The following is a 21,785-nucleotide window of genomic DNA, read 5'->3' as shown; positions in this document are numbered from 1 at the left end:
TCATGCGACTCACCAGGTGCGGCCACGCCTGCGTCCGGCTGGAGCAGGACGGCGTCGTCATCGTCATCGACCCCGGCAGTTACTCCGACCCGCACGCGCTCGACGGTGCCCACGCCGTGCTCGTGACCCACGAGCACGTGGACCACTTCGCCGAACCCGTGCTGCGCGCGGCGGCCGAAGCCGACCCCGGCCTGCGGATCTGGGCCGACCGGTCCGTGGCGGACCAGCTCGCCGGGCTCGGCGGGGACCGGGTCACCGTGGTCGGTGACGGGGACGCCTTCGACATCGAAGGCGTCGGCGTCGAGGCGCACGGAGAACTGCATGCCGTGGTCCATCCGGACCTGCCGCGGGTCACCAACGTCGGCTTCCTCGTGGGAGACACCGACACAGCCACCGTCTTCCACCCGGGCGACGCCTTCACCGTTCCCACGCGCCCGGTGGACACGCTCCTGCTGCCCGTCCACGGCCCCTGGTCCAAGACGGGCGAAGTCATCGACTACGCCCGTGAGATCAAACCTCGCAGTGCTGTGTCGATCCACGACGGCGGTCTCAGCGAGAGCGGGAACGCGCTGGCGGACCACATGCTGCAGGTGTGCCTGCAGGACACCGGGGCCGACTACCAGCGCGTGGCCGCCGCGGCGGGAATCGAGCTCACGTAATGGCCGGATCGACACAGACACAGAGACCGCCCGTCGGGTGGCCGGGCCTTGAGGGGCGCGGTGCGCTCGTCATCGGAGCCGGCGGACTGGGCACTGCCTGCGTCCGGGGACTGGCGGAAGCCGGAGCACGGCTGACGGTCGTCGACGCGGACGAGGCCCGCCTCAAGGCCCTGCGCAGCGATCCGGCCTGCGCCGCCGCCGTCGTACGGACGCTCACCGCGGACCTGACGTCGTCCGAGGCATGCGAGCGGGCGGTCGCCACGGCGGCCCGCGAGCTCGCCGGCCTGGATGTGCTGGTGCACGCCGTGGGCACGAACGACCGCCGTCCCGTGGTGGACACACCCGACGAGGTGTGGGACCGCATCCTGACCCTGAACCTGTCGACCGCGTTCTGGACAGGACGCGCCGCGGGCCGGCTGATGCGCGAGGCGGGCCGCGGCACCATGGTGTTCTTCTCCTCCGTCTCCTCCCTGCTCGCCCACCGCCATCACGGTCCGTACGCGGCGTCGAAGGGCGGCCTTGACCAGTTGGTGAAGGTCATGGCCCGCGAATGGGCCGCCGACGGCGTCACCGTCAACGCCGTCGCCCCCGGCTACACGGAGACCGAGCTGACCCGCGAGTACCTGGCCAGACCCGGCATGCGTGAGGAGATGACCGGACTGGTCCCCGCCGGACGCCTGGGACAGCCGGAGGACGTGGTCGGAGCCGTGCTGTTCCTCGCCTCCGCCCGCGCCTCGTACATCACCGGACAGGTGCTCTACGTGGACGGCGGCCGCACGCTCGTCTGAGCTCCCGACTCCTTCGCCACTTCCCTGGACCTCCCCTGACATCCCTGGACATGCCTTGAAGGGAGCGCGGATGACCGCGCGTCTGGCCGGACTGCTGCCCGGCGAGCTGGACGAGCAGCAGAGCGAGGTCTACCGGGCTGTCACCGGTGGCCCTCGGGCCGCCGGACCACAGGCCTTCGCCCTCGCCGACGAGGAGGGACGGCTGCTCGGCCCGTTCAACGCCATGCTGCTCAGTCCGCCCGTCGGTCTCGCCGTCCAGGCGGTCGGGACGGCGGTGCGCTACGAGTCGGTCCTGACCGACCGTGCGCGCGAGATGGCCATCCTGGTCGTCGCCGCCCACTGGGGGAGTGCCTTCGAGCGGGAGGCGCACGAGGCTGTGGGCCGGACGCGCGGTGTCACCGAATCCGAGCTGGACGCCCTGCGCGCCGGCGGACTGCCGGACCTGCCGGACCCGGCAGAGCGGACCGCGCTGCTCGCGACCGCCGCGCTGACCCGAGCCGGTGCGCTGAGCGACAAGGAGTACTTCGACACCGTGGCCGCGTGGGGAGAGCGAGGTCTCTTCGAACTCACCTCCCTGGTGGGTTACTACGCGTTGCTGGCCCTTCAGCTGCGGGTCTTCGCCGGAGAGGGCCCGGCGATTCAGGCGGATCACCGCGACACACCACACACCGAAAGCGGGACAGCATGAAACTGATCACCTTCGACGAAGGTCGCGTCGGCCGGTTGGAGCTGGAGGAGCGGCTCGTCATTCCCCTGGAGACCGGATCCACACGCGAGTACTTCGAGCGGGACGGCAAGGTCGCGGAGACCGGCGAGCGACTGCGGCTCGACGACGTGAGACTACGCGCCCCCATCGTGCCGAAGAAGTTCTTCCACACCTCCGGCAACTTCCGTGAGCACGAGGACGAGTCGAAGAACGTCGACTGGTCGCACCCCATGCACAAGGGCATCGTCTTCTTCCAGAACGTCGACGCGATCGTCGGCCCCGACGAGCCGGTGATCTACCCCGAGCACCTGACCAGCGAACTCGACTACGAGCTGGAGATCGCCGTCGTCATCGGCAAGCCCGGCAAGTTCTTCGGGGTGGACGACGCGCCCGACCACATCGCCGGCTACGTCGTCTTCAACGACATCAGCGCGCGCGACATCCAGCGCCGAGAGATGGAGTCCGGCGTCTTCTCCTTCTGCAAGGCCATCGACACGTTCTGCCCGGTGGGCCCGTACATCGTCACCGCGGACGAGATCCGGGACGCGCAGAACCTCGACATGGAGCTGCGGGTCAACGGCGTGGTCCGGCAGAAGTCGAACACCAACCGCATGTCCGTCTCCATCCCGCACCTGGTCGCCTACCACTCCCCGCAGGGCTACAGCGCCGGCGACCTGATCACCACCGGCACCGTGCAGGGCGTCGCCGGCTTCAGCGGCGACCCGGAGATGTACCTCAAGCCCGGTGACGTCGTCGAGGCGGAGGTCGAACGCCTCGGCGTGCTGCGCAACCCCATCGTCAGCTGGGAGCAGGGCCACGGCACCCCCGTACCGCAGAAGGTGGACTGGTGAGGCTCGGCGTCCTCGGCGGACGCGCCGTCCTGGTCCGCGGCGACCGGGCCGCGGATGTCCGGAGGGCCTCGAAGGGACGGTTGCCCACCGATCCGATGACCCTGCTGGGGGAGTGGCCCCGACTGTGCGAGTGGGCGGCCGGACTGTCCGATCGGGCATACGACATCACCGTCGACCCCACCGCACTCGGCGCACCGGTGCCCCGCCCCCGGCAGGTGTTCGCCATCGCCCTCAACTACCCGCCGCACGCGGCGGAAGCCGGCTTCACCCCGCCCGACGAACCCCTTGTCTTCACCAAGTTCCCGGCCTGCATCACCGGCCCGCACACCACCGTGGCCCTTCCGGCGGGCACGGTGGACTGGGAGGTCGAACTCGTCGTGGTCATCGGGCGGGAGACGTACCGGGTGAGCGAGGACCGGGCCTGGGAGGCCGTCGCCGGTCTGACGGTCGGCCAGGACCTCTCCGAACGCGTCACTCAACTGCGAGGCACACCCGCACAGTTCAGTCTCGGCAAGTCGTTTCCGGGCTTCGGCCCCACCGGCCCCGTCCTGGTCACCCCGGACGAGTTCGCCGACCCCGACGACCTGGAGATCACCGGACTGCTCAACGGCGTGGCCGTCCAGCACGACCGCACCAAGTCCATGATCTTCCCGGTGCCGGAGCTCATCGCCCGTCTCTCGGCGGTAGTGCCGCTTTTCCCGGGTGACCTGGTCTTCACCGGCACTCCGGCCGGCGTCGGCAACCGGATGGATCCACCCCGATATCTCACCGAGGGCGACGAGCTCGTCAGCCGTATCGAGGGCATCGGCGAGATCCGTCAGTTCTTCTCGGCCGTACACCTCCGAAGGGACCTCCCATGACAGAGCAGAGCATTCCCCGACGCTTCGAAGGCCGTACCGTCCTGGTCACCGGTGCCGGCACCGGCTACGGAGCCGAGATCGCCGTCCGTGCCGCCCACGAAGGCGCCCGGGTCGCCGTCCACTACCGCAACTCCGCCGCCGGGGCGGACAAGACCGTCGCCAGGATCAAGGACCTCGGCGGCGAGGCGTTCACCGTGCAGGCCGACATCGCCGTCCACGCCGACGTCATCCGCATGGCCGAGGAGGTCTTCGGCCGCTTCGGCAGCCTGGACGTGCTGGTGAACAACGTCGGTGACACGGCGGGCGACCAGATGTCCTGGCGAGAGCTCACCGAGGAGTCCATCGACCACGTCCTCGCGGTGGACGTCAAGGGAACGATGCTGTGCGTGCACGAGTTCGGCTCCCGCATGCTGGAGCAGGGCCACGGCGCGATCGTCAACATCGGCTCCACCGTGATCGTCCGCGGCAGCGCACGCGCCCCGCAGTACGCCGCCGCGAAGTACGGCCTCCTCGGCATCACCAAGTCCTACGCCCAGGCGTTCGCCCCCGCCGTGCGGGTCAACACCTTCGCCCCCGGTTTCATGGAGACCGGGATGCTCCTCAACCGTGCGGACTGGAAGTCCGGCCGCCGCGAGGACATGATCGCCAAGACCCCGATGGGCCGTATCCCGGGCCCCGCCGAACTCGCGGGCACAGCCCTCTTCCTCGCAACCGACGACGCCGCCCACATGACGGGCGTCTACCTCAACGCCGACGGCGGCTTCAACATGATCGGCGCCTGACCCGCAGGTCGCGCACCGGCCCGAGCAACCAAGAAGGACGCCCCCGTGCCACTTGACCGTAATCTTCTGATCGGCGGCAAGGAGACCCCGGCCACTTCCGGTCGGACCACCGCCGACATCAGCCCTTGGACCGGCGAGCCGTATGCCAGGGTCGCTGCCGCCGGCTCCGAGGACGTGCGAGCCGCGGTGGACGCGGCGGATGCCGCCTTCGCCGAGTGGGCGGCGCTCGCACCCTTCGCCCGGCGGAAGATCTTCCTGCGCGCGGCGGATCTCATGGAACAGCGCGGCGAACAAGCCGTTGAGTTGATGGCCGTCGAGACGGGCGGGACCCGGGGATGGGCGCTGTTCAACGTCGAGGTGGCCGCCGGCATGCTGCGCGAGGCCGCCGCCGCGATCACCGCCCCGCGCGGGGACGTGCTCACCACCCAGGAGCCGGGCGGACTCAGCCTCGCCGTCCGCGAACCCCTCGGCGTCGTGGCCGCGTTCGCGCCGTGGAACGCTCCGGTCATCCTCGGCACCCGGGCGGTCGCCGCCCCGCTCGCGGCGGGCAACACCGTCGTGGTCAAGGCGAGCGAGGACGCCCCGATCGCGTGCGGCCTGTTCGTCGCCGACGTGCTGCGCGACGCGGGACTGCCCGACGGCGTCCTCAACGTCATCACCAATGACAAGGCGGACGCCGCGGGCATCGCGCGGGAACTGATCGCGGATCCGCGTGTCCGTGCGGTCGACTTCACCGGTTCGACCGGCGTCGGGCGGGTCATCGGTGCCCTCGCGGCCGAGCACCTCAAGCCGGCCGTGCTGGAACTCGGCGGCAAGAACTCCGTGATCGTGTTGGAGGACGCCGACCTCGACCACGCCGTGAACGCCGCCGTGTTCGCCGCGTTCATGAACTCCGGCCAGATCTGCATGTGCGCCGACCGCGTCCTGGTCCACACCTCACTCGTCGGCGAATTCACCCGCAGGTTCACCGCGAAGGTCGCCGACCTGCCGAGCGGTGACCCCGGCCTGGCCGGCACCGTCATCGGCCCGCTGGTCGACGAAGCCGCCGCGTGGCGGGTCGCCGCCCTGGTCACGGACGCGGTCGGTAAGGGCGCGCGCGTCCTGACCGGCGGTGGCAGACCGGACGGGGCCCTGTATCCGGCGACCGTGCTGACCGACCTGCCCGAGGACGCGGAACTGCACCACACCGAGGCCTTCGGACCCGTCGTCGCCGTCAGGGCCTTCGCGGACGACGACGAGGCGGTGGCCCTGGCGAACGACACCGAGCACGGCCTCAGTTGCGGCATCCTCACCGAGAACGGCACCCACGGCCTGAAGGTGGCACGCCGTATCCGCACCGGCATCGTGCACGTGAACGACCAGTCGGTGGGGGACGAACCGCAGGCCCCCTTCGGCGGGTTCGCGGCCTCCGGTTACGGCCGCTTCGGCGGACGCTGGGGCATCGAGTCCTTCTCGAACACCCGCTGGGTCACCCTCTCCACGGAGCACTCCCGCTACCCCTTCTGATCCTGCCGCGTACGGCGCCTGCGCGGAGCCGTCATCACCACAATCAAGGAGTGCGCATGGCAACATTCCGTTTCGACACCCGGGTCGATCAGGACCCCGACCGCGTCTGGGCCGTCCTCACCGACGTGAGCATGATTGCGGAGTGGTTCCCGGCCGTGGAGGAGGCACACTTCGACGGCACGCACCGCCACCTGACCACGCCCGAGGGCACGCTGAAGTCCCTCGTGGTGACGAAGAACGACGAACTGCGCCGCTTCCAGTACCGGTTCGTCGAGGGCATGCCCCAGCCCATCGACTTCCACCTGGGCACCATCGACGTGCTTCCCGACGGGCACGGCTCACGCGTGGTCTACAGCCAGGAGATCCTTCCCGAGTCCTTGGCACCCATGGTCGAGCGAGCCGTGGGCGAGGGGATCGAGGGCATCGCCCGGTACTTCGCAGCGCACCCCTGACCCGGCAGGGGCGCACGAGGTGAGAACCGTGCCGACCGCGGTGAACGCAGCGGGGCACTCCGATGCGGGCCGGGTCAGGTGAGCCGGCCCGCCTTCCTGTACGAGGCGGGCCTCCGTGTCACGGATTGACGGTGAGTCCGCCGCGGTGATCACCAGGCCGACGAATACGGGGAACCCACACCGGGCGGGCGCATGGCCTGCCGGAGTCGGCAGTACCGCCGAGCGGAAGGCCGCGTCGCCTCGGCGGCAGCCAGACATCGCATCGTCTTCACGGACATCCGCAGCGTTCGGGGTGAGCTGCTCACTTCGCTGAAGCCGCTGCCGGACAAGAGACAAGGCGGACAAGGCCATCACGGGCCCGGAACGTGCCCGAGGGGCTGCGCCTGTGCGGGGTCACCCCCCTGCCGGGGACGCGATCGGCGCCTGTCTCACCGGCTGCTCGATCACCCTCCGGCCGAGCTCGTCGTTCCACCCGTAGGCGTGGCCGGTGAGGCGGGGTCGGGGAGGGGGCGCCGGGCGACCTCGTGGGCGTCGTCCTGTGGCACGCCCAGCATCCGCAAGACCATCTCGGCGAGGTTCACCGCGGCCTCGTCGCCGTCCAGGTCGGGGCGGGCGAATCTCAGCTCCACCAGGGACAGCAGAGTTCCGCCCAGGGCGGTCAGGGCGACGACCGGGTCGACAGGGGCGAAGCGTGCGGACGCGAGGCCGGCCTCGAGGTCGCGCAGGGCCCGCCGGGCCAGGCCGTTGTCGGAGTGGATGTGGCCCATGCCGCGGAGGCGCAGGACCTGCATCAGCTCGGGGTGGGAGTCGGCCATGCGGGCGCTGAGCCGGAAACCCGCCGCGACGAGTTCCGCGGGGTCGTCGATCCCTACGAGGCGCTCGTCGAAGTTCTGGCCGAACTCCTCCAGGGCGTCCACCACGGCTGCCTCGAACAGCTCCGTCTTGGACTCGAAGTGGTTGTAGAAGGAGCCGAAGCCGACGTCGGCGCGCTCGGCGATCGCCTGGATGCTGGCGCTGGTGTCCCCGGTCTCGGCGAGTATCTGCCGGGCGGCGCGAATGAGCGCGCGACGGGTCTCGGCGCGGCGCCGCTCGAACCGGTTGCTGGGCGGGGCTGACGTAGGCATGCACAGAGTCTAACCGCGAGGGCGATGACCGCAGCATCTCTGATGGAATCATCATTTCATGCCGAGAAGGCCTTGACGACGAGACTGTCAAAGTTGATGATTCCCTCATTACGGCAATGCTGCTCGGAGGGCACCATGTCTGAACCCCGCGTCCACGGGACCGACGTCAAGACGGCCCACCAGGACCTGCACAGCGACCAGGGCGCCCTGCGCGGCGAGCACCCCGGCCGCTCCCGCAATCCCGTCGTCAAGGTGGCGGACCTGGCCTGGCTGGAGTTCGAGAAGCCCGACCTGGACCGGGCGGAGGTCTTCGCCCGCGACTTCGGGTTCGGTGTCGCCGCCCGCACGGAGCGGGAGCTGTGGCTGCGCGGCACCTTCCCGGGCTCGCCCTGCATGGTTATCCGGCGCGGGCGGAGCTCGCGCTTCATCGGCCCGGCGTTCCGCGCGGCGGAGCGGGCCGACCTGGACCGGCTGGCGCGCGCCACCGGGTCCGACGTGCGGGACGCGGACGTGCCCGGTGGCGGCAAAGTGGTCGGCCTGCTCGACCCGTCCGGCCTCCCGGTGCGGGTGGTGTACTGCGGAGAACAGCTTCCTGCGCTGCCCGAGCAGCAGCCGCAGCTGCTCAACTTCGGCACCGCTCACCGTCGAACGAACACCACGCAGCGCCCACCGCGCGAGCCGTCCCGGATCCAGCGGCTGGGACATCTGGTACTGGAGACGCGGGTCTTCGCGCGGGCGCTGGACTGGTACCTCGACACCCTCGGCATGATCGTGTCGGACTTCCTGTTCCTGGACGGGCAGCGCGAACGCGGCCCGGTCATGGCGTTCATCCGCTGCGACCTCGGCAGCGTGCCGGCCGACCACCACACACTGGCCATGCACCTGGGGCCGGGCACCGGCTATGTCCACTCCGCCTACCAGGTCACCGACCTGGACTCGATCGCCGCCGGTGGCGAATATCTCAAGGAGCGTGGATACAGGCGCAGTTGGGGCATCGGCCGGCACATCCAGGGCAGCCAGCTCTTCGACTACTGGCGCGATCCCGACCACTTCATGCTCGAGCACTTCGCCGACGGCGACCTGTTCTCCTGCGACGTCGAGCCCGGCTGGGCGGCCTTCTCGACCAGCGGACTGGCCCAGTGGGGTCCGCCGGCCACGCGTGACTTCCTCGGCGCGAGCCCCTCCCCGGAGCGGATCCGCCACGTCATCGAGGCCCTGCGCGGTGACAACGAGATGGACGTGGCGCGTCTGCTGGGTCTGCTCCATGCCGCCAAGTCCTGAGTCCTCACCTCCTTCACGAAAGTACTGACATGAGCACCAACGTCCTGCGCACCGCCGACGGGTGGTGGGCGGTCCTCCCCCAAGCTCTCGACTCCGCTCGAGCAGGGGGGACCCCCATCGACCGGGCCGTCCCGGTCGACACCAAGGCCGTCACCACCGCCGAACTGATCGCCGACCGAGCCGCCGTACAAGCGGCCACGCTCTCCGGCGAGCCCGGCACGCCCGTCGCCGACCTGGCCGCCCTCTCGCCGGTCACCACGCCCTGCCGGGTGGTCGCGCAGATGGTCAACTACCGTAGCCACGCCCGTGATTCGGGTTTCACCGGCGACATCCCGCCCGCCTTCTTCCGCAAGGCGTCCGGCTCGGTCACGGGCCCAGGCGACGCCGTCGTCCGGCCCCCGCATGTGAAGTTCCTCGACTACGAGATCGAACTCGGCCTCGTCATGGGGGCGCCGCTGCCCCTCGGCACCCGAGTCGACGAGCCGGACCTTCCGTCGTACGTCGCCGGGCTCGTGATCACCAACGACGTCAGCGCGCGGGACGTCCAGCTGACCAAGACGCAGTTCTACGAGAGCAAGTCGTACCCGACCTTCACCCCGACCGGGCCGTACCTCACCCTGCTGGAGCCGGAGGACTTCGCCCACCTCCTCGACCTGCGGCTGAAGCTGTCCGTCAACGGCGAACTGCGCCAGGACCGCACCCTCGCCGACATGATCGTCCGCCCGGCGCAGGCGCTCACCCTGCTCGCCCGCTTCCAGACCCTGGACGCCGGTGACCTGTTGCTGACCGGCACGCCCGGTGGCACAGCGCTGAAGGCCCCGCCGAAAGCGGTCGAGAAGATCGGCGCCCTGCTGCCGCCCGCCGTCAAATGGAAGGCCTTCTTCAAGTCCCAGGCGAAGAACCCGCACTACCTGCACGCGGGTGACGTGATCACGGCGACGATCGCGACCCCGGACGGCCGCATCGACCTCGGCGAGCAGCGCACGCCCGTCGCGGACGCGCAGTAGGGCAGAGGTGAGCCGCACATGACCGTCGAGCACAACCCGGCAGCCGTACCCGTGGTGATCATCGGGGCCGGACCCGTGGGCGTGACCGCCGCCCTCCTCCTCGCCCGGCGCGGAATCCGCAGCGTCGTCCTCGAACGCCACCAGGACGTCTACCCGCTGCCCCGCGCGGTCGCCACCGACGACGAGGTACGCCGGATCCTCCAGGCCGCGGGCGTGGGAGAGGAGTTCGCCGCGATCGCCCGACCGGCCAACGGGCTGCGGCTGCTCGACGCCCGGCACCGGGTGATGGCCGAGTTCCGCCGCACCGAGCACGGCCTGCACGGCTACCCGCAGACCAGCATGTTCGACCAGCCCGAGCTGGAACGCCTGTTGCGCGCTGCCCTGGCCCGGCGCCCGGAGTGCGAACTGCGGGGTGGCGTGGAGGTCACCGCCGTCGGACCGGACACGGCCGGCCCCGTGCGCGTGACCTACCGCGACGACGACGGCGAGCACCGGCTGTGGGCCGAGGCGGTCCTCGGCTGCGACGGCGCGGGCAGCCTCACCCGCAAGGCCATCGGCGCCGTATGGGAGGACCTGCGCTTCGAGGAACGCTGGACCGTCGTCGACGTCCGCACGACGGCCGACGTCCGCTGCTGGGAGGGCGTCGACCAGGTCTGCGACCCGGACCGGCCGGCCACCTTCATGCGCGTCGGTGAGGACCGCTACCGCTGGGAGTTCCGGCTTCGGGACGGCCAGGAGCCGGTCCGCGAGCTGATCGCCCCGTGGCTGCCGCAGTCGTACGACGGGGACTTCGAGGTCGTCCGTGAGACGCAGTACACCTTCCGGGCGCGTGTCGCCGACCGCTGGCGCAGCGGACGGGTCTTCCTCCTCGGTGACGCCGCCCACCTCACCCCGCCCTTCATCGGACAGGGCCTGTGCGCGGGCCTGCGGGACGCCTACAACCTCACCTGGAAACTCGCCCGTGTCCTCCAACAGGGCGGCTCCCAGCAGATGTTGGACACCTACGAGAGTGAACGCAAGCCGCATGCCCGCCATGTCATCCGGCTCGCGGTCGCCATGGGCTGGGCCATGACCGGCGGCCAGGACGGCGCCGCCGCGGTGCGCCGGAGGCTGCTGGCCGTAGCCTGCCGCATACCCGGGCTCACCACGGCGGCCGGCCGCGACCTCAGTCCGCCCCTGACCACCGGGCCCCTCGTCCGGCGCCGTACCCGCAGGGGCCTGGTGGGCACCTACTGCCCGCAACCGTGGATCACGGCCAACGGGCGGAGTACCCGCCTCGATGAGCTGCTCGGCGACTCCTTCGCCCTCCTGACCGCCGCCGAACCCGGACCCTCGCTGCACGCCCTGGCCCACGGACTCGGCATCCGCGCCATCCCCGTCACGGACTTCGGCGACGACGGCACCCTCGCCGCCTGGCTGCGCTCCGGCCGGGCGGACGCCGTACTGCTGCGTCCCGACCGCATCGTCATGGACATCGTCCCGGCCGGCGGCCTCGACTTCACGGACACCACCGCCTGGGCGTCCCTCCTGCACACCACGCGCGGCCCCCACCCTTCCTCCCGGACCGTCGACAACAGCCTGCTGAGGAGCATCAGACGATGAGCGCGCCCGACCCCTTCCTGACGCCTGATCCGCGGGCCGTCGCGGACAGCTACATCATGGACTTCGCCCGCCACGTCGGGATGCCCGGCTCCGACTACGCCACCTTGCACCGCTGGTCGGTCACCGATCTGGAGGGCTTCTGGGGTGCGGTGTGGGAGTACTTCGACATCGACGCCGACACCCCCTACGAGAAGGTCCTGGCGCAGGACCGGATGCCCGGCGCCCGCTGGTTCCCCGGCGCCACGCTCAACTACGCCCACCACGCCCTGCGCAACCACGCCGAGGACGCCGTGGCGGTCATCGCCCTCGACGAGACCGGCTCCTGCTACGAGGTGACCGCCGGCCACCTGCGCGCCCAGGTCGCCTCGGTCGCGGCCACCCTGCGCGAGCTCGGCGTGGGGCCAGGCGACCGGGTGGTGGGCTATCTGCCCAACACGCCGCACGCGATCGTCGCGTTCCTGGCCGCCGCGAGCCTGGGCGCCGTGTGGTCGGTGTGCGGGCAGGACTACGCCCCCCATGCGGCAGCCGACCGGTTCACCCAGCTCGAACCGACCGTCCTGGTCGCCGCAGACGGTTACCTCTTCAACGGCAGCACCTACGACCGCCGCGACGCCGTCCTCCAACTCGCCGCCGCACTACCGACGTTGAAGGCCACACTGCTGGTGGACCACCTGGGCCTGCCGTGGCCGTCGCGGGCGTACCCGTCCTTGATCGTCCCGTGGGAGGACGCCTCCACCCGTAGCGAGGAACTCACCTGCGTCCCGGTGCCGTTCGACCACCCCCTGTGGGTCCTGTTCACCTCCGGCACCACCGGCCTGCCCAAGGGCATCGTCCACGGCCACGGCGGTGTCCTGCTGGAGCATCTCAAGACCCTGGGCCTGCACTCCGACCTGGGCTCCGGCGACCGCCTCCTCTGGTACACCACCACGCACTGGATGATGTGGAATCTCGTCGCCTCGACGCTGCTGACCGGTGCCACGGCCTGCACCTACGACGGCAGCCCGGCGCCCCTCGCGAAGCCCGACGTCCTGTGGGAACTGGCCGCGCGTCACCGGGTCACCGTCTTCGGCACCAGCCCCCAGTACCTGCTCGGCATGGAGAAGTTCGGCATCGACCCGTCCGTCCACGACCTGTCGTCGATCCGCGTGGTCGGCTGCACCGGCGCCGCCCTGCCTGCCTCCGCCTATCCCTGGGTCCGCGACCACGTCGGCGACCGCGTGCTGCTGGCCTCCATCAGCGGCGGCACTGACGTCGTCTCCGGCTTCGCGGGCGGAGCGCCCAACACACCCGTCTGGGCGGGGGAGTTGTCCGCGCCCCAGCTGGGTGTGGCGCTGGCCGCCTATGACGCCGAGGGCTTCCCGGTGGTGGACCAGGTCGGCGAGCTGGTTGTCACCCGCCCGATGCCGTCGATGCCGCTGTCCTTCTGGAACGACCCCGACGGCACCCGCTACCGCGACGCCTACTTCTCCTCCTACCCCGGTGCGTGGCGCCACGGCGACTGGATCACCCTCACCTCCCATGGCTCGGTGATCGTCCACGGCCGCTCCGACAGCACGCTCAACCGCAACGGCGTCCGCCTGGGCAGCGCCGACATCCACGACGTCGTCGAACGCCTTCCGGAGATCGCGGAGGCGCTGGTCATCGGTGTGGAGGAGCCGGGCGGCGGGTACTGGATGCCACTGTTCGTGGTGCTCGCCGCCGGGGCGACCCTGCACGACGCCCTCCGCGAAAAGATCAGAGAAGCGATCCGGACCGGCGCCTCACCCCGCCACGTCCCCGACGACATCCTCGAGGTCCCCGGCATCCCGCACACCCGCACCGGCAAGAAACTCGAAGTCCCCGTCAAACGCCTCCTCCAGGGCGCCCCGGTCGAGCAGGTGGTCGACCCGGCAGCCGTGGATGCCCCCGACCTCATCGACCACTACGCCCGCCTGGGCGCCGAACGCCGGGACGGATCGGCATGACAACCGCACAGACCACCCTCGCCGTAGCGCTGTCCCTCATCCTCCTCCCCCTGGGGCTGGCGAAGATCGCCGCCGTGCGGTTCATGCGTCAGGCAGCCGCGCACCTCGGCATGTCAACGGCCCTTTACCGAGTCATCGGCACACTGGAGCTCGCCGGAGCCGCCGGACTGCTGCTCGGTCTGGCGTCGGCCCCGCTCGGCGTGGCCGCCGCTGCCGGGCTGGCTGTGCTCATGGCGGCTGCCGCGGTGGTGCACCTGCGCCAAGGCGACCCGCCCGTGCGGGCCCTGCCCGCCGCCGTGCTGGCTGTGACGGCGGTGGCGTACGCCGGGGTGGCGATCGCGGCCGGCTGAGGGCCCGGGTGTGCGCCGCATCGAGCGGGAGGCTGTCGATGCCCGACAGTTCAGCAGCCCCCCGTCCGGCGTACTGTCGAACGTGTGGAGTACACGGCCGCCGGCCTTGTGTCCCGTGTCGCCGGGGACCTCGGGCCGATGGCGGACGAGGTGATCGCCGACGTGGTGCGGTGCCTGCGGCGTGAGGTTCCCGAACTGTGGAGCAACCCGGAACTCGTCCGCATGACGTCCGAGAACATCACCGAGCATGTTGTCGGAGTGCTGGCCGGCCTGGAATACGGCATCGAGCCGAGCGAGATAGATCCGCCGGCCGCCGAGCTGGAACGCGCGCGCCGGCTGGCCCGGCACGGCGCGCCGGTCACAGCGCTGTTGCGGGCCTTCCGGTTCGGTCAGGGTGTCGTCCTGGACAGACTGCTTGCCGAGATGCCTCGGCTGACGAAGGACGCGGAGCTGATCAGCGCGGCATCGCGCCTCCTGATCGCGATGGCGAACGGATACGTCGACGACGCGTCCGAGCAGGGTGTCACGGCGTTCCAGGAGGAGCGGGACCGGCGACTGCAATGGCGACTGTCCTTGGTGAACGAGGCCGGTCTGCGTATCGGCACCACCCTGGACATCGCTCGCACCACCCAGGAACTGGCGGACCTCGCCCTCGACCACTTCGCCGACCTGGTCACCGTCGACCTGCTCGACGCCATGGTCCACGGGCACGGCGGTCCGGCGCCGGGCCCGCTCGTACTGCGCCGGGTCGCCCACGCGTCGTCGGCGCAAGGCGGCCCGGAGCCGACGGTCGGGCTGGGCGCGGTTCACACCTGCGCGGCCGGATCGGTCACGGCTCGCGCCCTGGCCACCGGCCGGCCCTCCCGGCACTCGACGACGCCGACGGATCCGGCCGACGGCGTCGGCACCCATCCAGCCCGCTCGACGCTGGTGGTGCCGCTGAGCGCCCGCGGCGCCACTCTTGGCGTCGCGCGGTTCTGCCGTCACCACGACCCGGTTCCCTTCGACGACGAGGACCTGTTCCTCGCCCAGGAGATCGCGGCCAGGGCGGCCGTGGCCATCGACAACGCCCGCCGCTACACATACGCCCGTGCCACGGCCCTCACGCTCCAGCGCAGTTTGCTGCCACGGCGTACGGCGGAGCAGTCCGCCGTCGATGTCGCCTGCCGCTATCTGCCCGCCGGTGCCCAGGCCGGTGTGGGGGGCGACTGGTACGACGTGATCCCGCTGTCCGGAGCCAGGGTCGCCCTGGTCGTGGGCGACGTGGTCGGCCACGGCATTCACGCCGCCGCCACGATGGGGCGCCTGCGCACCGCGGTGCGTACCCTCGCCGACATCGACCTGCCGCCCGAAGAGCTGCTGACGCACCTGGACGACGTCGTCGTCCGTCTGTCCGCCGAAGCCTCGGCCGACCAGACGGAAGGGGCCGGGGACATCGGCGCCACATGCCTGTACGCCGTCTACGACCCCGTCGACGGCCGGTGCTCACTGGCCCGCGCGGGGCACGTGCTGCCCGCCGTGGTGAGCGGCGACGGAACCGTCGACTTCCTGGATCTGCCACCGGGCCCGCCGCTGGGCCTGGGTGGCCTGCCGTTCGAGGCGGCGGAGGTCGACCTGCCCGAAGGCAGCCTTCTCGCCCTGTACACCGACGGCCTGCTCGAAGCCCGCGACCGCGACATCGAGGCGGGCCTCACCCTCCTGCGCCTCGTCCTTGCGCAACCCTCCGCCTCCCTGGAGGCCGCCTGCGACACGGTGCTCCAGGCCTTGCTGCCCACAGGCCGACCTCACGACGACGTCGCCCTGCTGCTGGCCCGCGCCCGCACCCTCGGGGAGCATCAGGTCGCGGCGTGGGACATGGACGCAGACCCGGCAGCCGTCGCCCGGGCTCGTTCGAGCGCCGTCCGGCAGCTGTCGTCCTGGGGACTGGGGGACCTCGACTTCGTCGCCGAGCTGGTGGTCAGCGAACTGGTCACCAACGCCATCCGCCACGGCAGGCCCCCCATCCGTCTGCGCCTCATCCGTGACCAGTCCCTCCTGTGCGAGGTGTCCGACGCCGGCGGCGCCACCCCTCACCTGCGCCGGGCCCGCGCGTCCGACGAGGGCGGCCGCGGCCTGCTCCTTGTCGCCCAGCTCGCCGAGCGTTGGGGAACGCGCCACGCCCGGCAGGGCAAGACGGTCTGGGCCGAACTGGGCGCGGAGAAGCACGCCGGGCCCACGGGGTCTGCCTCCGTCCGTTAGCCGGCGCCCACACATGCAAGCAGAGAACCCGCAGTCCTGATGAGTTCATCATTTTCTCGGCCGTAACCCTTGACGGTGCATTCCATCAAGCTTGAGTATTTCGTCAGAACGGAGTCGTTGCGCTCACGGCGCCCGTTCGCGCAACAGGGGGAGAGGGGGCGGGGACTCACCGAGGCTGCGCTCCCGTCAGCCGCCCACGGACCAGCCGGCCCCGACAAGCACCGTCATGCCCCACGCACTCTCACGGCTCCTTCAGGAGGCCTCTTCATGCCCATGCGTACGGAGATTCCCGTCTACGACCCCGATCTGTACTCGGCCTCGGCCATCCGCGACACGTATCCGCACTACGCCGCGCTGCGCGCACTCGGCCCCGTGGTCCGGCTGAGCAAGCACAAGGTCTACGCCCTGCCGCGCTATGCCGAGTGCAAGCAGGTACTGCTGGACGACGACACGTTCGTCTCCTCGGGCGGTGTCGGCCTGAACCCAGTGGCCAACTGTGTGGGCCAGGGAACCACGCTGTTCAGTGACGGCGATGAGCACATCCGCCGCCGTTCCCTCCTCGCGCACCGCCTCACCCCCAGGGCGCTGCGCACGATGCAGGACACGGTCGAGAAGCAGGCCGCCGCCGTGGTCGCGGCAGCCGTAGCCCGCCGGACGGTGGACGCGGTGGAGGTCGCCACGGCGCTGCCGATGTCGGTCGTCCCCGACCTGGTCGGCTGGCCCCGGCAGGGCCGCGAGCACCTGCTGCGATGGGCCGGCGCCACCTTCGACGCCCTGGGTCCGCTCAATCGCCAGGCGGTGCGCACCCTCCCTGCGTCCCTCGGCATGCTGCGCTACGCGCGCGGTGTCGTGCGCGACCGGTCTGTGCTGGACGGCAGCATGGGCCATGATCTGCTGCGTGCCGCCGACGAGGGCCGCATCATGCCGGACGAGTGCGCCACGATGATGATCGACTACCTGGCACCGTCCCTGGACACCACGATCAGCGCCATCTCCAGCGCCCTGCACCTGTTCGCCACTCATCCCGAACAGTGGGGCCTGCTGAAGGCGGACCCGGACCTCGTGCCGAAAGCGGTCAACGAGGTCGTCCGCTACGCATCCCCGATCCGCGCCTTCTCCCGGACCGCAGCCCACGACACGGAACTCGCGGGGATCCCCCTGCCCAAGGGCTCCCGGGTGCTGGTCCTCTACGGCTCCGCCAACCGCGACCCGCTGGAATGGGACGACCCCGACACCTTCGACATCCGCCGCAACGCCGCCCGCCAACTGGGCTTCGGGCACGGCACCCACGGCTGCGCCGGCCAGGGCCTGGCCCGCATGGAGACCTCCGCCATGCTTCGCGCCCTGGTCGGCCGCGTCGACCGCATCGAGGTGGCCGGCACACCCGAGTGGGCCCTGAACAACGTCATCCACCGCCTCGAGAGCCTGCCTCTCGAACTCATCCCCGCGTGAGCCCCACGCACGACCACTCCGAGGACAGCACGATGAAGGTCTTTGTCGACACCACGCGCTGCGAAGGCCACGGCCTCTGCGCCGAGCAGGCCCCCGGCGTCTTCAGCCTGGACGACGACGCCGAACTCACCCAGCACTTCGAGGGCGCAGAGATACCCGACGAGCATCTGACCGCCTCACGCGCGGCCGTCAACGCCTGCCCGGTCGGCGCCCTTCGAACCGTGTCGTGACCGCACCCCCGCTCGATGCCGGTCGTCGGCGAGTCACCTGCCGGCACCGCCGCCCGCCGCCACTTGCACACATGGTGTCCTGACGGCTGCCGCTGGTCGTGGGGGATGACGTCGATCGGCTGGGAGGTGCGGCCCTCCAGGGCGAGTTCCGCGGCGATGTCGCCCGTGGCGGGCGAGACCTTGGCAGTTCTCAGGGCTGAACGGCCGAGCGCAGCTCGGGCAGGGACAGGACCTCGTCCAGCACGTCGACGTAGAGATCCACGTGCTCGCGGCGGAAGGTCATGGGCGGTTTGATCTTCAGTACGTTGTCGTGCACGCCGTTGGGGAAGACGATGACACCTCGCTCCTTCATGAGCTCGGTGACCATGAAGGCCTGCTCAGTGGCCGGCAGCTTGGTGCTGCGGTTGCGGACCAGTTCGACGCCGAGGTAGAGCCCTTCCGCCCGCACGTCACCGATGAGCGGTTGGCGCTGCTGGAGCTCGCGCAGCGACTGGGCGAAGTACCCGCCCACGCGCACGGCGTTCTCCCTCAGCCCATCCTGCTCGACGATGTCCAGCACGGCCTCGCCGATCGCGCAGGAGACCGGGTTGCCGCCGAAGGTGTTGAAGTACTTCATGCCCGTGTCGAACGCGTCGGCGATCTCCCGGGTCGTCACCACCGCCGCCAGGGGATGCCCGTTCCCGAGCGGCTTGCCCATCGTGACGATGTCCGGGACCACCCCCTGGAGCTCGAACCCCCACCAGGGCCCGAGTCGTCCGACGCCGACCTGGACCTCGTCGGAGATGCACAGGGCGCCCGCCCGCCTGGCAGCGGTGAACACACCGTCGAGGTAGCCGTCGGGGAACACGATGTTCCCACCCGATCCCATCAGGGACTCGGCGATGAAGGCGGCCGGGGGGCGGCCGTCGGCCGTGATCCGCTCGATGACGGCCGCGGCGTCGCGCGCGTACTTCACCCCCGCGTCCGCGTCGTCGTACCCGTAGGTACTGCGGTAGCGGTCCGGGATGACGACCTCGTGGGTGGTCGCGGGTGCACCGGCGCCGCCGGGACCCTTGTAACGGTTCGGGCTGATCCCGGTCACCACGCCGGTGTTTCCGTGGTACGAGCCGTCGATGTTGACGATGTGCTGACGACCTGTCACCTGGCGGGCGATCCGCAGCGCCAGGTCGTTCGCCTCGCTGCCCGTGCACACGAGGAAGACGACCTCGAGCGGGTCGGGCAGCGTGGCCACCAGCTTCTGCACGTAACTGGCGATCTGCGGGTAGACGAAACGGCTGTTGGTGTTGAGCTTGCGCATCTGCCGGACGGCGGCTGCCGTCACGCGTGGCTCGGCATGGCCGACGTGGGTGACGTTGTTCAGCGAGTCCAGATAGGCCAGGCCGTCCTCGTCGTGGAACCACACGTCCCGCCCGCGCACAAGGTTCATCGGGGTGCGGTAGTAGTTGCGCTGGGAGCGAGCGATGTGGCGACGGCGCACCGAGACGACGTCGTCGATGGTGGGGACTGCGGCGGGGGATTCGGTGAACCCGAGGAGCCGGGCGGGGTCGGGTGACAGGTGGCTCCACACCTGCCGTGCGGAAGGCGGCACGACACGAGGCGGCGGCCACGTGGCCATCCGCGCGGTGCGGTGGACCTGTACGTGGACACAGGGCCCGAGCGGGTCCGTCTCCTCGCTCGCGCCGGCGCGTCCCAACGGCGCCCCGGCCGGGACCGTCGCGGCGACGGGCGGCGTGTCGTCGAGTCCCCACCAGCAGGTCCAGAACTCCCGCCCCTCGACCCCGTGTCGCAGTACCAACGGCATCCCGGCGCCACCGCGGGCCTCGACGACGCCGGACAGCGGGCTGGCAACCTCCTCGGTGTCTGCCACGATCAGTGAGCCGCCGACCTGAACCGTCGCGGGCTGGTCGGCTCCAGGGCGGCGCCGGCCCCCCAGGAGCAGCGACGCGCTGAGGTGGGGCACGTAGCCCCGTCGCCGTCGTCCGTCGAGGACGTCCTCGATGCTCGCGCGCACCGCCCTCGCGTCGTGCCAGTCGACGTCGTCGTAGAGATCACTTGCGGGTCGCAGGTCGAGCAGCTGCGGGGCCGGTGCGTACGGGGCACCGTCTCGGGCCGCCTCTGCCAAGACCTCTTCCAAACCCCGCTGCTCCCGCGTCGGGGGGAGCCCACACGCGACCCGGAACGTCGCCTCGGCGACGTCGGGGCAGATCTCGGCCACCCGCGCGATCGCCGGCCAGGTGTGTTGCATGCGGATCCGCCCGTACGGCGTGTCGCTCTCGGCGACCCGGCGCGTCCACGTCACGGCGTTCATACACAGCCGGGCGGCGGCCAGCGGATAGACAGCCGCCAGTTCCTCAGCCGTGAGGGGGAGCACCGAGTGGAAGCCGGCCACGACTTCGGCCGCAGCGGCGAGCGGGTCGGCCTTGCGGAGCATGGCGTAGCCCGCCGCGATCGCCACCTCCGCCGCGCGCACACCGTAGAGCGAGTCGCCCAGGTCGACGATGCCCGAGATCCGCAGCCCCCCGTCCTCGTCGGTGTCGGCCAGGACGTTGGCGTCATTGAGATCCTGGTGTACGACGCTCCGAGGCAGTCGGTCCCACGTCGGCAGGAGATCGGCGTACCAGTCCATGATCGTGCGCACCGACTCCCGCCGGTCCGCGTCCTGTACGGCGTGCAGCGACGCCTCGACGATCTCAGCGGCCCGGCGCATGTCCCAGTCGTGCGGTTCCAGGCCCACCGGTGGCTCCACGCTGGAGAGTCCGAGGCTGAGCCGTCCGGCCGCTTCTCCCAGCTGACGCAGAAGCCTCGCGGGGTGGTCGTCGAGCTCCGCCAGGACCCGGCCCTCGATCCAGCTCATCACACGGACCACGTGCGTTCGGCCCTCGTGGACGACAGTGGCAAGGGACTTCCCCTCGCGTGTCGGGACCAGCCGTGGCACCGGAAGGCCGGGAACGGTGGAGGCCAGATGCCGCAGGAGCGAGTTCTGCCAGAGGACGTCGGCCGAGTCCGGCTCCGCGCGGGTGACCCGCACGAAGTAGCGCATGCCGTCATCGCCGGTGATGCGGACGTTCTGGTCGACCTCCCCTCCCAGGGGGCGCTGGACATATCCCTCGAGTCCGAAGGACTGCCGCAGCACGTGATCGAGGAGCGGGCCCGGCAGTTGGCCGGTGTGACCGGGGACGGTCGTTCCGTCCTGGCCGGTGGTGGTCACTGAGGTCATCGGTGCGTTCTCTCTCTTGTCGTCAGGTCGCTCATCACTCACCGCGGGCCCACGTCACGACGCTCAGGTCGTCGCCAGTCCTCCGCCCCCCACCGTGCCGGGCCTCGGGCCGACGCTGACAGTCGGCTGCCGGACGGTCCGACCGATGCGGTTCCCGGGAGGAGGCGGGCAGGGCTGCCGCGGCTGTGTCTCGATCGCTGCACGGGCTGCGCAGACCTCGGCCGAGTCGACGGCCAGCAGGTCTCACGCGGCGGTCAGGACGTCCCAGGTGACGTGGGAGGCGAGCACACCGCGCACCGCCTCGGCGGGTTCCATCGGTGTCCTCGTCGTCCTCGACCCTCGCCTTGAGCCCGGCGTATTCTCTGGGGGATTCCCGGGCGATCTCGATCCCGCTCCGCCTGGCCAACCGCTGACACCGACCCGAGGAACGCGGCGACCCTCGGCAGCGCCCGCTGGAGGTGACGGACCGGGGGATCGGGTGCTTACGGAAGTGCCATGGCTGCTCCAAGTGCGTGGTCGAGTCACGAGCTCACTCCAGCCGAGGTGATGCGTCAGTGAAACACCGCGGAGAATCCGGCAACAAGGGACGCGAGGCCGTGACATCGACCCCGTATTTTGTGCCTGTGCACAATTTCTGTCAGGGACCCACACCAGCACGTCAGCAGCGTCACCAGGAGACGGCCCCGGATCCGTCCGGTGACAGCTGCCGTCGGGAG

At 70.7% G+C, this 21,785-nt stretch carries 18 protein-coding genes; 16 read left to right on the top strand and 2 right to left on the bottom strand.

Annotated features, from left to right (window positions below):
* Nucleotides 1-2: 2 nt before the first annotated feature.
* The 8 genes from AB0F04_RS25010 (at nucleotide 3) to AB0F04_RS24975 (ending at nucleotide 6,604) form a co-directional block, all read left to right on the top strand.
* On the top strand, nucleotides 3-659 hold the full coding sequence (locus AB0F04_RS25010) for an MBL fold metallo-hydrolase (protein WP_362044701.1): 657 nt from the start codon (nucleotides 3-5) through the stop codon (nucleotides 657-659).
* A complete protein-coding gene (locus AB0F04_RS25005; RefSeq protein ID WP_362044699.1) occupies nucleotides 659-1,447 on the top strand; it encodes an SDR family oxidoreductase in 789 nt (262 codons plus the stop codon). The genes AB0F04_RS25010 and AB0F04_RS25005 overlap by 1 nt, the downstream gene beginning before the upstream one ends.
* A gap of 70 nt (nucleotides 1,448-1,517) precedes the next feature.
* Nucleotides 1,518-2,135 (top strand): carboxymuconolactone decarboxylase family protein, encoded by a 618-nt coding sequence (locus AB0F04_RS25000; protein WP_362044697.1) that lies wholly within the window; start codon nucleotides 1,518-1,520, stop codon nucleotides 2,133-2,135.
* Nucleotides 2,132-3,004 (top strand): fumarylacetoacetate hydrolase family protein, encoded by an 873-nt coding sequence (locus tag AB0F04_RS24995; protein ID WP_362044695.1) that lies wholly within the window; start codon nucleotides 2,132-2,134, stop codon nucleotides 3,002-3,004. The genes AB0F04_RS25000 and AB0F04_RS24995 overlap by 4 nt, the downstream gene beginning before the upstream one ends.
* The gene (locus AB0F04_RS24990) at nucleotides 3,001-3,864 is read left to right on the top strand and encodes a fumarylacetoacetate hydrolase family protein (protein ID WP_362044693.1); all 864 of its coding nucleotides are present in this window, start codon (nucleotides 3,001-3,003) and stop codon (nucleotides 3,862-3,864) included. Before AB0F04_RS24995 ends, AB0F04_RS24990 begins: the two co-directional genes overlap by 4 nt.
* Entirely contained in the window at nucleotides 3,861-4,646 is a 786-nt protein-coding gene (locus AB0F04_RS24985; RefSeq protein WP_362044691.1) for an SDR family oxidoreductase, read from the top strand. Before AB0F04_RS24990 ends, AB0F04_RS24985 begins: the two co-directional genes overlap by 4 nt.
* A 45-nt stretch (nucleotides 4,647-4,691) precedes the next feature.
* Nucleotides 4,692-6,152: an aldehyde dehydrogenase family protein gene (locus AB0F04_RS24980; RefSeq protein WP_362044689.1), complete on the top strand. Its 1,461-nt coding sequence runs from the start codon at nucleotides 4,692-4,694 to the stop codon at nucleotides 6,150-6,152.
* Nucleotides 6,153-6,208: 56 nt separating this feature from the next.
* A complete protein-coding gene (locus AB0F04_RS24975; RefSeq protein ID WP_362044687.1) occupies nucleotides 6,209-6,604 on the top strand; it encodes an SRPBCC family protein in 396 nt (131 codons plus the stop codon).
* A 443-nt stretch (nucleotides 6,605-7,047) separates the two neighbouring features.
* Here AB0F04_RS24975 and AB0F04_RS24970 read toward each other — a convergent pair whose 3' ends face one another.
* Nucleotides 7,048-7,728: a TetR/AcrR family transcriptional regulator gene (locus AB0F04_RS24970; RefSeq protein WP_362044685.1), complete on the bottom strand. Its 681-nt coding sequence runs from the start codon at nucleotides 7,726-7,728 to the stop codon at nucleotides 7,048-7,050.
* A gap of 135 nt (nucleotides 7,729-7,863) precedes the next feature.
* On the opposite strand from AB0F04_RS24970, the gene AB0F04_RS24965 reads away from it, so the two are divergent.
* From AB0F04_RS24965 to AB0F04_RS24930, 8 genes are all read left to right on the top strand, one after another.
* On the top strand, nucleotides 7,864-9,009 hold the full coding sequence (locus AB0F04_RS24965) for a VOC family protein (RefSeq protein WP_362044683.1): 1,146 nt from the start codon (nucleotides 7,864-7,866) through the stop codon (nucleotides 9,007-9,009).
* Nucleotides 9,010-9,038: 29 nt separating this feature from the next.
* Nucleotides 9,039-10,016, top strand: coding sequence for a fumarylacetoacetate hydrolase family protein (locus tag AB0F04_RS24960; RefSeq protein ID WP_362044681.1), 978 nt, complete (start codon nucleotides 9,039-9,041; stop codon nucleotides 10,014-10,016).
* Between the two features lie 18 nt (nucleotides 10,017-10,034).
* A complete protein-coding gene (locus AB0F04_RS24955; protein ID WP_362044679.1) occupies nucleotides 10,035-11,618 on the top strand; it encodes a bifunctional 3-(3-hydroxy-phenyl)propionate/3-hydroxycinnamic acid hydroxylase in 1,584 nt (527 codons plus the stop codon).
* Nucleotides 11,615-13,582, top strand: coding sequence for an acetoacetate--CoA ligase (locus AB0F04_RS24950; RefSeq protein ID WP_362044677.1), 1,968 nt, complete (start codon nucleotides 11,615-11,617; stop codon nucleotides 13,580-13,582). Before AB0F04_RS24955 ends, AB0F04_RS24950 begins: the two co-directional genes overlap by 4 nt.
* Nucleotides 13,579-13,932, top strand: a complete 354-nt coding sequence (locus AB0F04_RS24945) for a DoxX family protein (protein ID WP_362044675.1) — start codon at nucleotides 13,579-13,581, stop codon at nucleotides 13,930-13,932. The genes AB0F04_RS24950 and AB0F04_RS24945 overlap by 4 nt, the downstream gene beginning before the upstream one ends.
* Nucleotides 13,933-14,016: 84 nt before the next feature.
* A complete protein-coding gene (locus AB0F04_RS24940) occupies nucleotides 14,017-16,170 on the top strand; it encodes a SpoIIE family protein phosphatase (RefSeq protein ID WP_362044673.1) in 2,154 nt (717 codons plus the stop codon).
* Nucleotides 16,171-16,437: 267 nt separating this feature from the next.
* Nucleotides 16,438-17,622: a cytochrome P450 gene (locus AB0F04_RS24935; protein WP_362044671.1), complete on the top strand. Its 1,185-nt coding sequence runs from the start codon at nucleotides 16,438-16,440 to the stop codon at nucleotides 17,620-17,622.
* A 32-nt stretch (nucleotides 17,623-17,654) separates the two neighbouring features.
* Nucleotides 17,655-17,852: a ferredoxin gene (locus AB0F04_RS24930; protein WP_362044922.1), complete on the top strand. Its 198-nt coding sequence runs from the start codon at nucleotides 17,655-17,657 to the stop codon at nucleotides 17,850-17,852.
* A 190-nt stretch (nucleotides 17,853-18,042) separates the two neighbouring features.
* Here AB0F04_RS24930 and AB0F04_RS24925 read toward each other — a convergent pair whose 3' ends face one another.
* Nucleotides 18,043-21,069, bottom strand: coding sequence for an aminotransferase class III-fold pyridoxal phosphate-dependent enzyme (locus AB0F04_RS24925; RefSeq protein WP_362044669.1), 3,027 nt, complete (start codon nucleotides 21,067-21,069; stop codon nucleotides 18,043-18,045).
* Nucleotides 21,070-21,785: the final 716 nt, after the last annotated feature.

It is taken from the genome of Streptomyces sp. NPDC029041, assembly GCF_040637515.1.
GTDB lineage: Bacteria > Actinomycetota > Actinomycetes > Streptomycetales > Streptomycetaceae > Streptomyces.
This window is presented reverse-complemented; position numbering and strand designations above follow the sequence as displayed.

Coding starts and splice junctions, on each gene's coding strand:
- AB0F04_RS24970 (WP_362044685.1), bottom strand. CDS start 7,728: ATGCCTACGTCAGCCCCGCCCAGCAACCGGTTCGAGCGGCGCCGCGCC.
- AB0F04_RS24925 (WP_362044669.1), bottom strand. CDS start 21,069: ATGACCTCAGTGACCACCACCGGCCAGGACGGAACGACCGTCCCCGGT.
- AB0F04_RS24945 (WP_362044675.1), top strand. CDS start 13,579: ATGACAACCGCACAGACCACCCTCGCCGTAGCGCTGTCCCTCATCCTC.
- AB0F04_RS25010 (WP_362044701.1), top strand. CDS start 3: ATGCGACTCACCAGGTGCGGCCACGCCTGCGTCCGGCTGGAGCAGGAC.
- AB0F04_RS24975 (WP_362044687.1), top strand. CDS start 6,209: ATGGCAACATTCCGTTTCGACACCCGGGTCGATCAGGACCCCGACCGC.
- AB0F04_RS24965 (WP_362044683.1), top strand. CDS start 7,864: ATGTCTGAACCCCGCGTCCACGGGACCGACGTCAAGACGGCCCACCAG.
- AB0F04_RS24985 (WP_362044691.1), top strand. CDS start 3,861: ATGACAGAGCAGAGCATTCCCCGACGCTTCGAAGGCCGTACCGTCCTG.
- AB0F04_RS25005 (WP_362044699.1), top strand. CDS start 659: ATGGCCGGATCGACACAGACACAGAGACCGCCCGTCGGGTGGCCGGGC.
- AB0F04_RS24930 (WP_362044922.1), top strand. CDS start 17,655: ATGAAGGTCTTTGTCGACACCACGCGCTGCGAAGGCCACGGCCTCTGC.
- AB0F04_RS25000 (WP_362044697.1), top strand. CDS start 1,518: ATGACCGCGCGTCTGGCCGGACTGCTGCCCGGCGAGCTGGACGAGCAG.
- AB0F04_RS24950 (WP_362044677.1), top strand. CDS start 11,615: ATGAGCGCGCCCGACCCCTTCCTGACGCCTGATCCGCGGGCCGTCGCG.
- AB0F04_RS24995 (WP_362044695.1), top strand. CDS start 2,132: ATGAAACTGATCACCTTCGACGAAGGTCGCGTCGGCCGGTTGGAGCTG.
- AB0F04_RS24935 (WP_362044671.1), top strand. CDS start 16,438: ATGCCCATGCGTACGGAGATTCCCGTCTACGACCCCGATCTGTACTCG.
- AB0F04_RS24955 (WP_362044679.1), top strand. CDS start 10,035: ATGACCGTCGAGCACAACCCGGCAGCCGTACCCGTGGTGATCATCGGG.
- AB0F04_RS24960 (WP_362044681.1), top strand. CDS start 9,039: ATGAGCACCAACGTCCTGCGCACCGCCGACGGGTGGTGGGCGGTCCTC.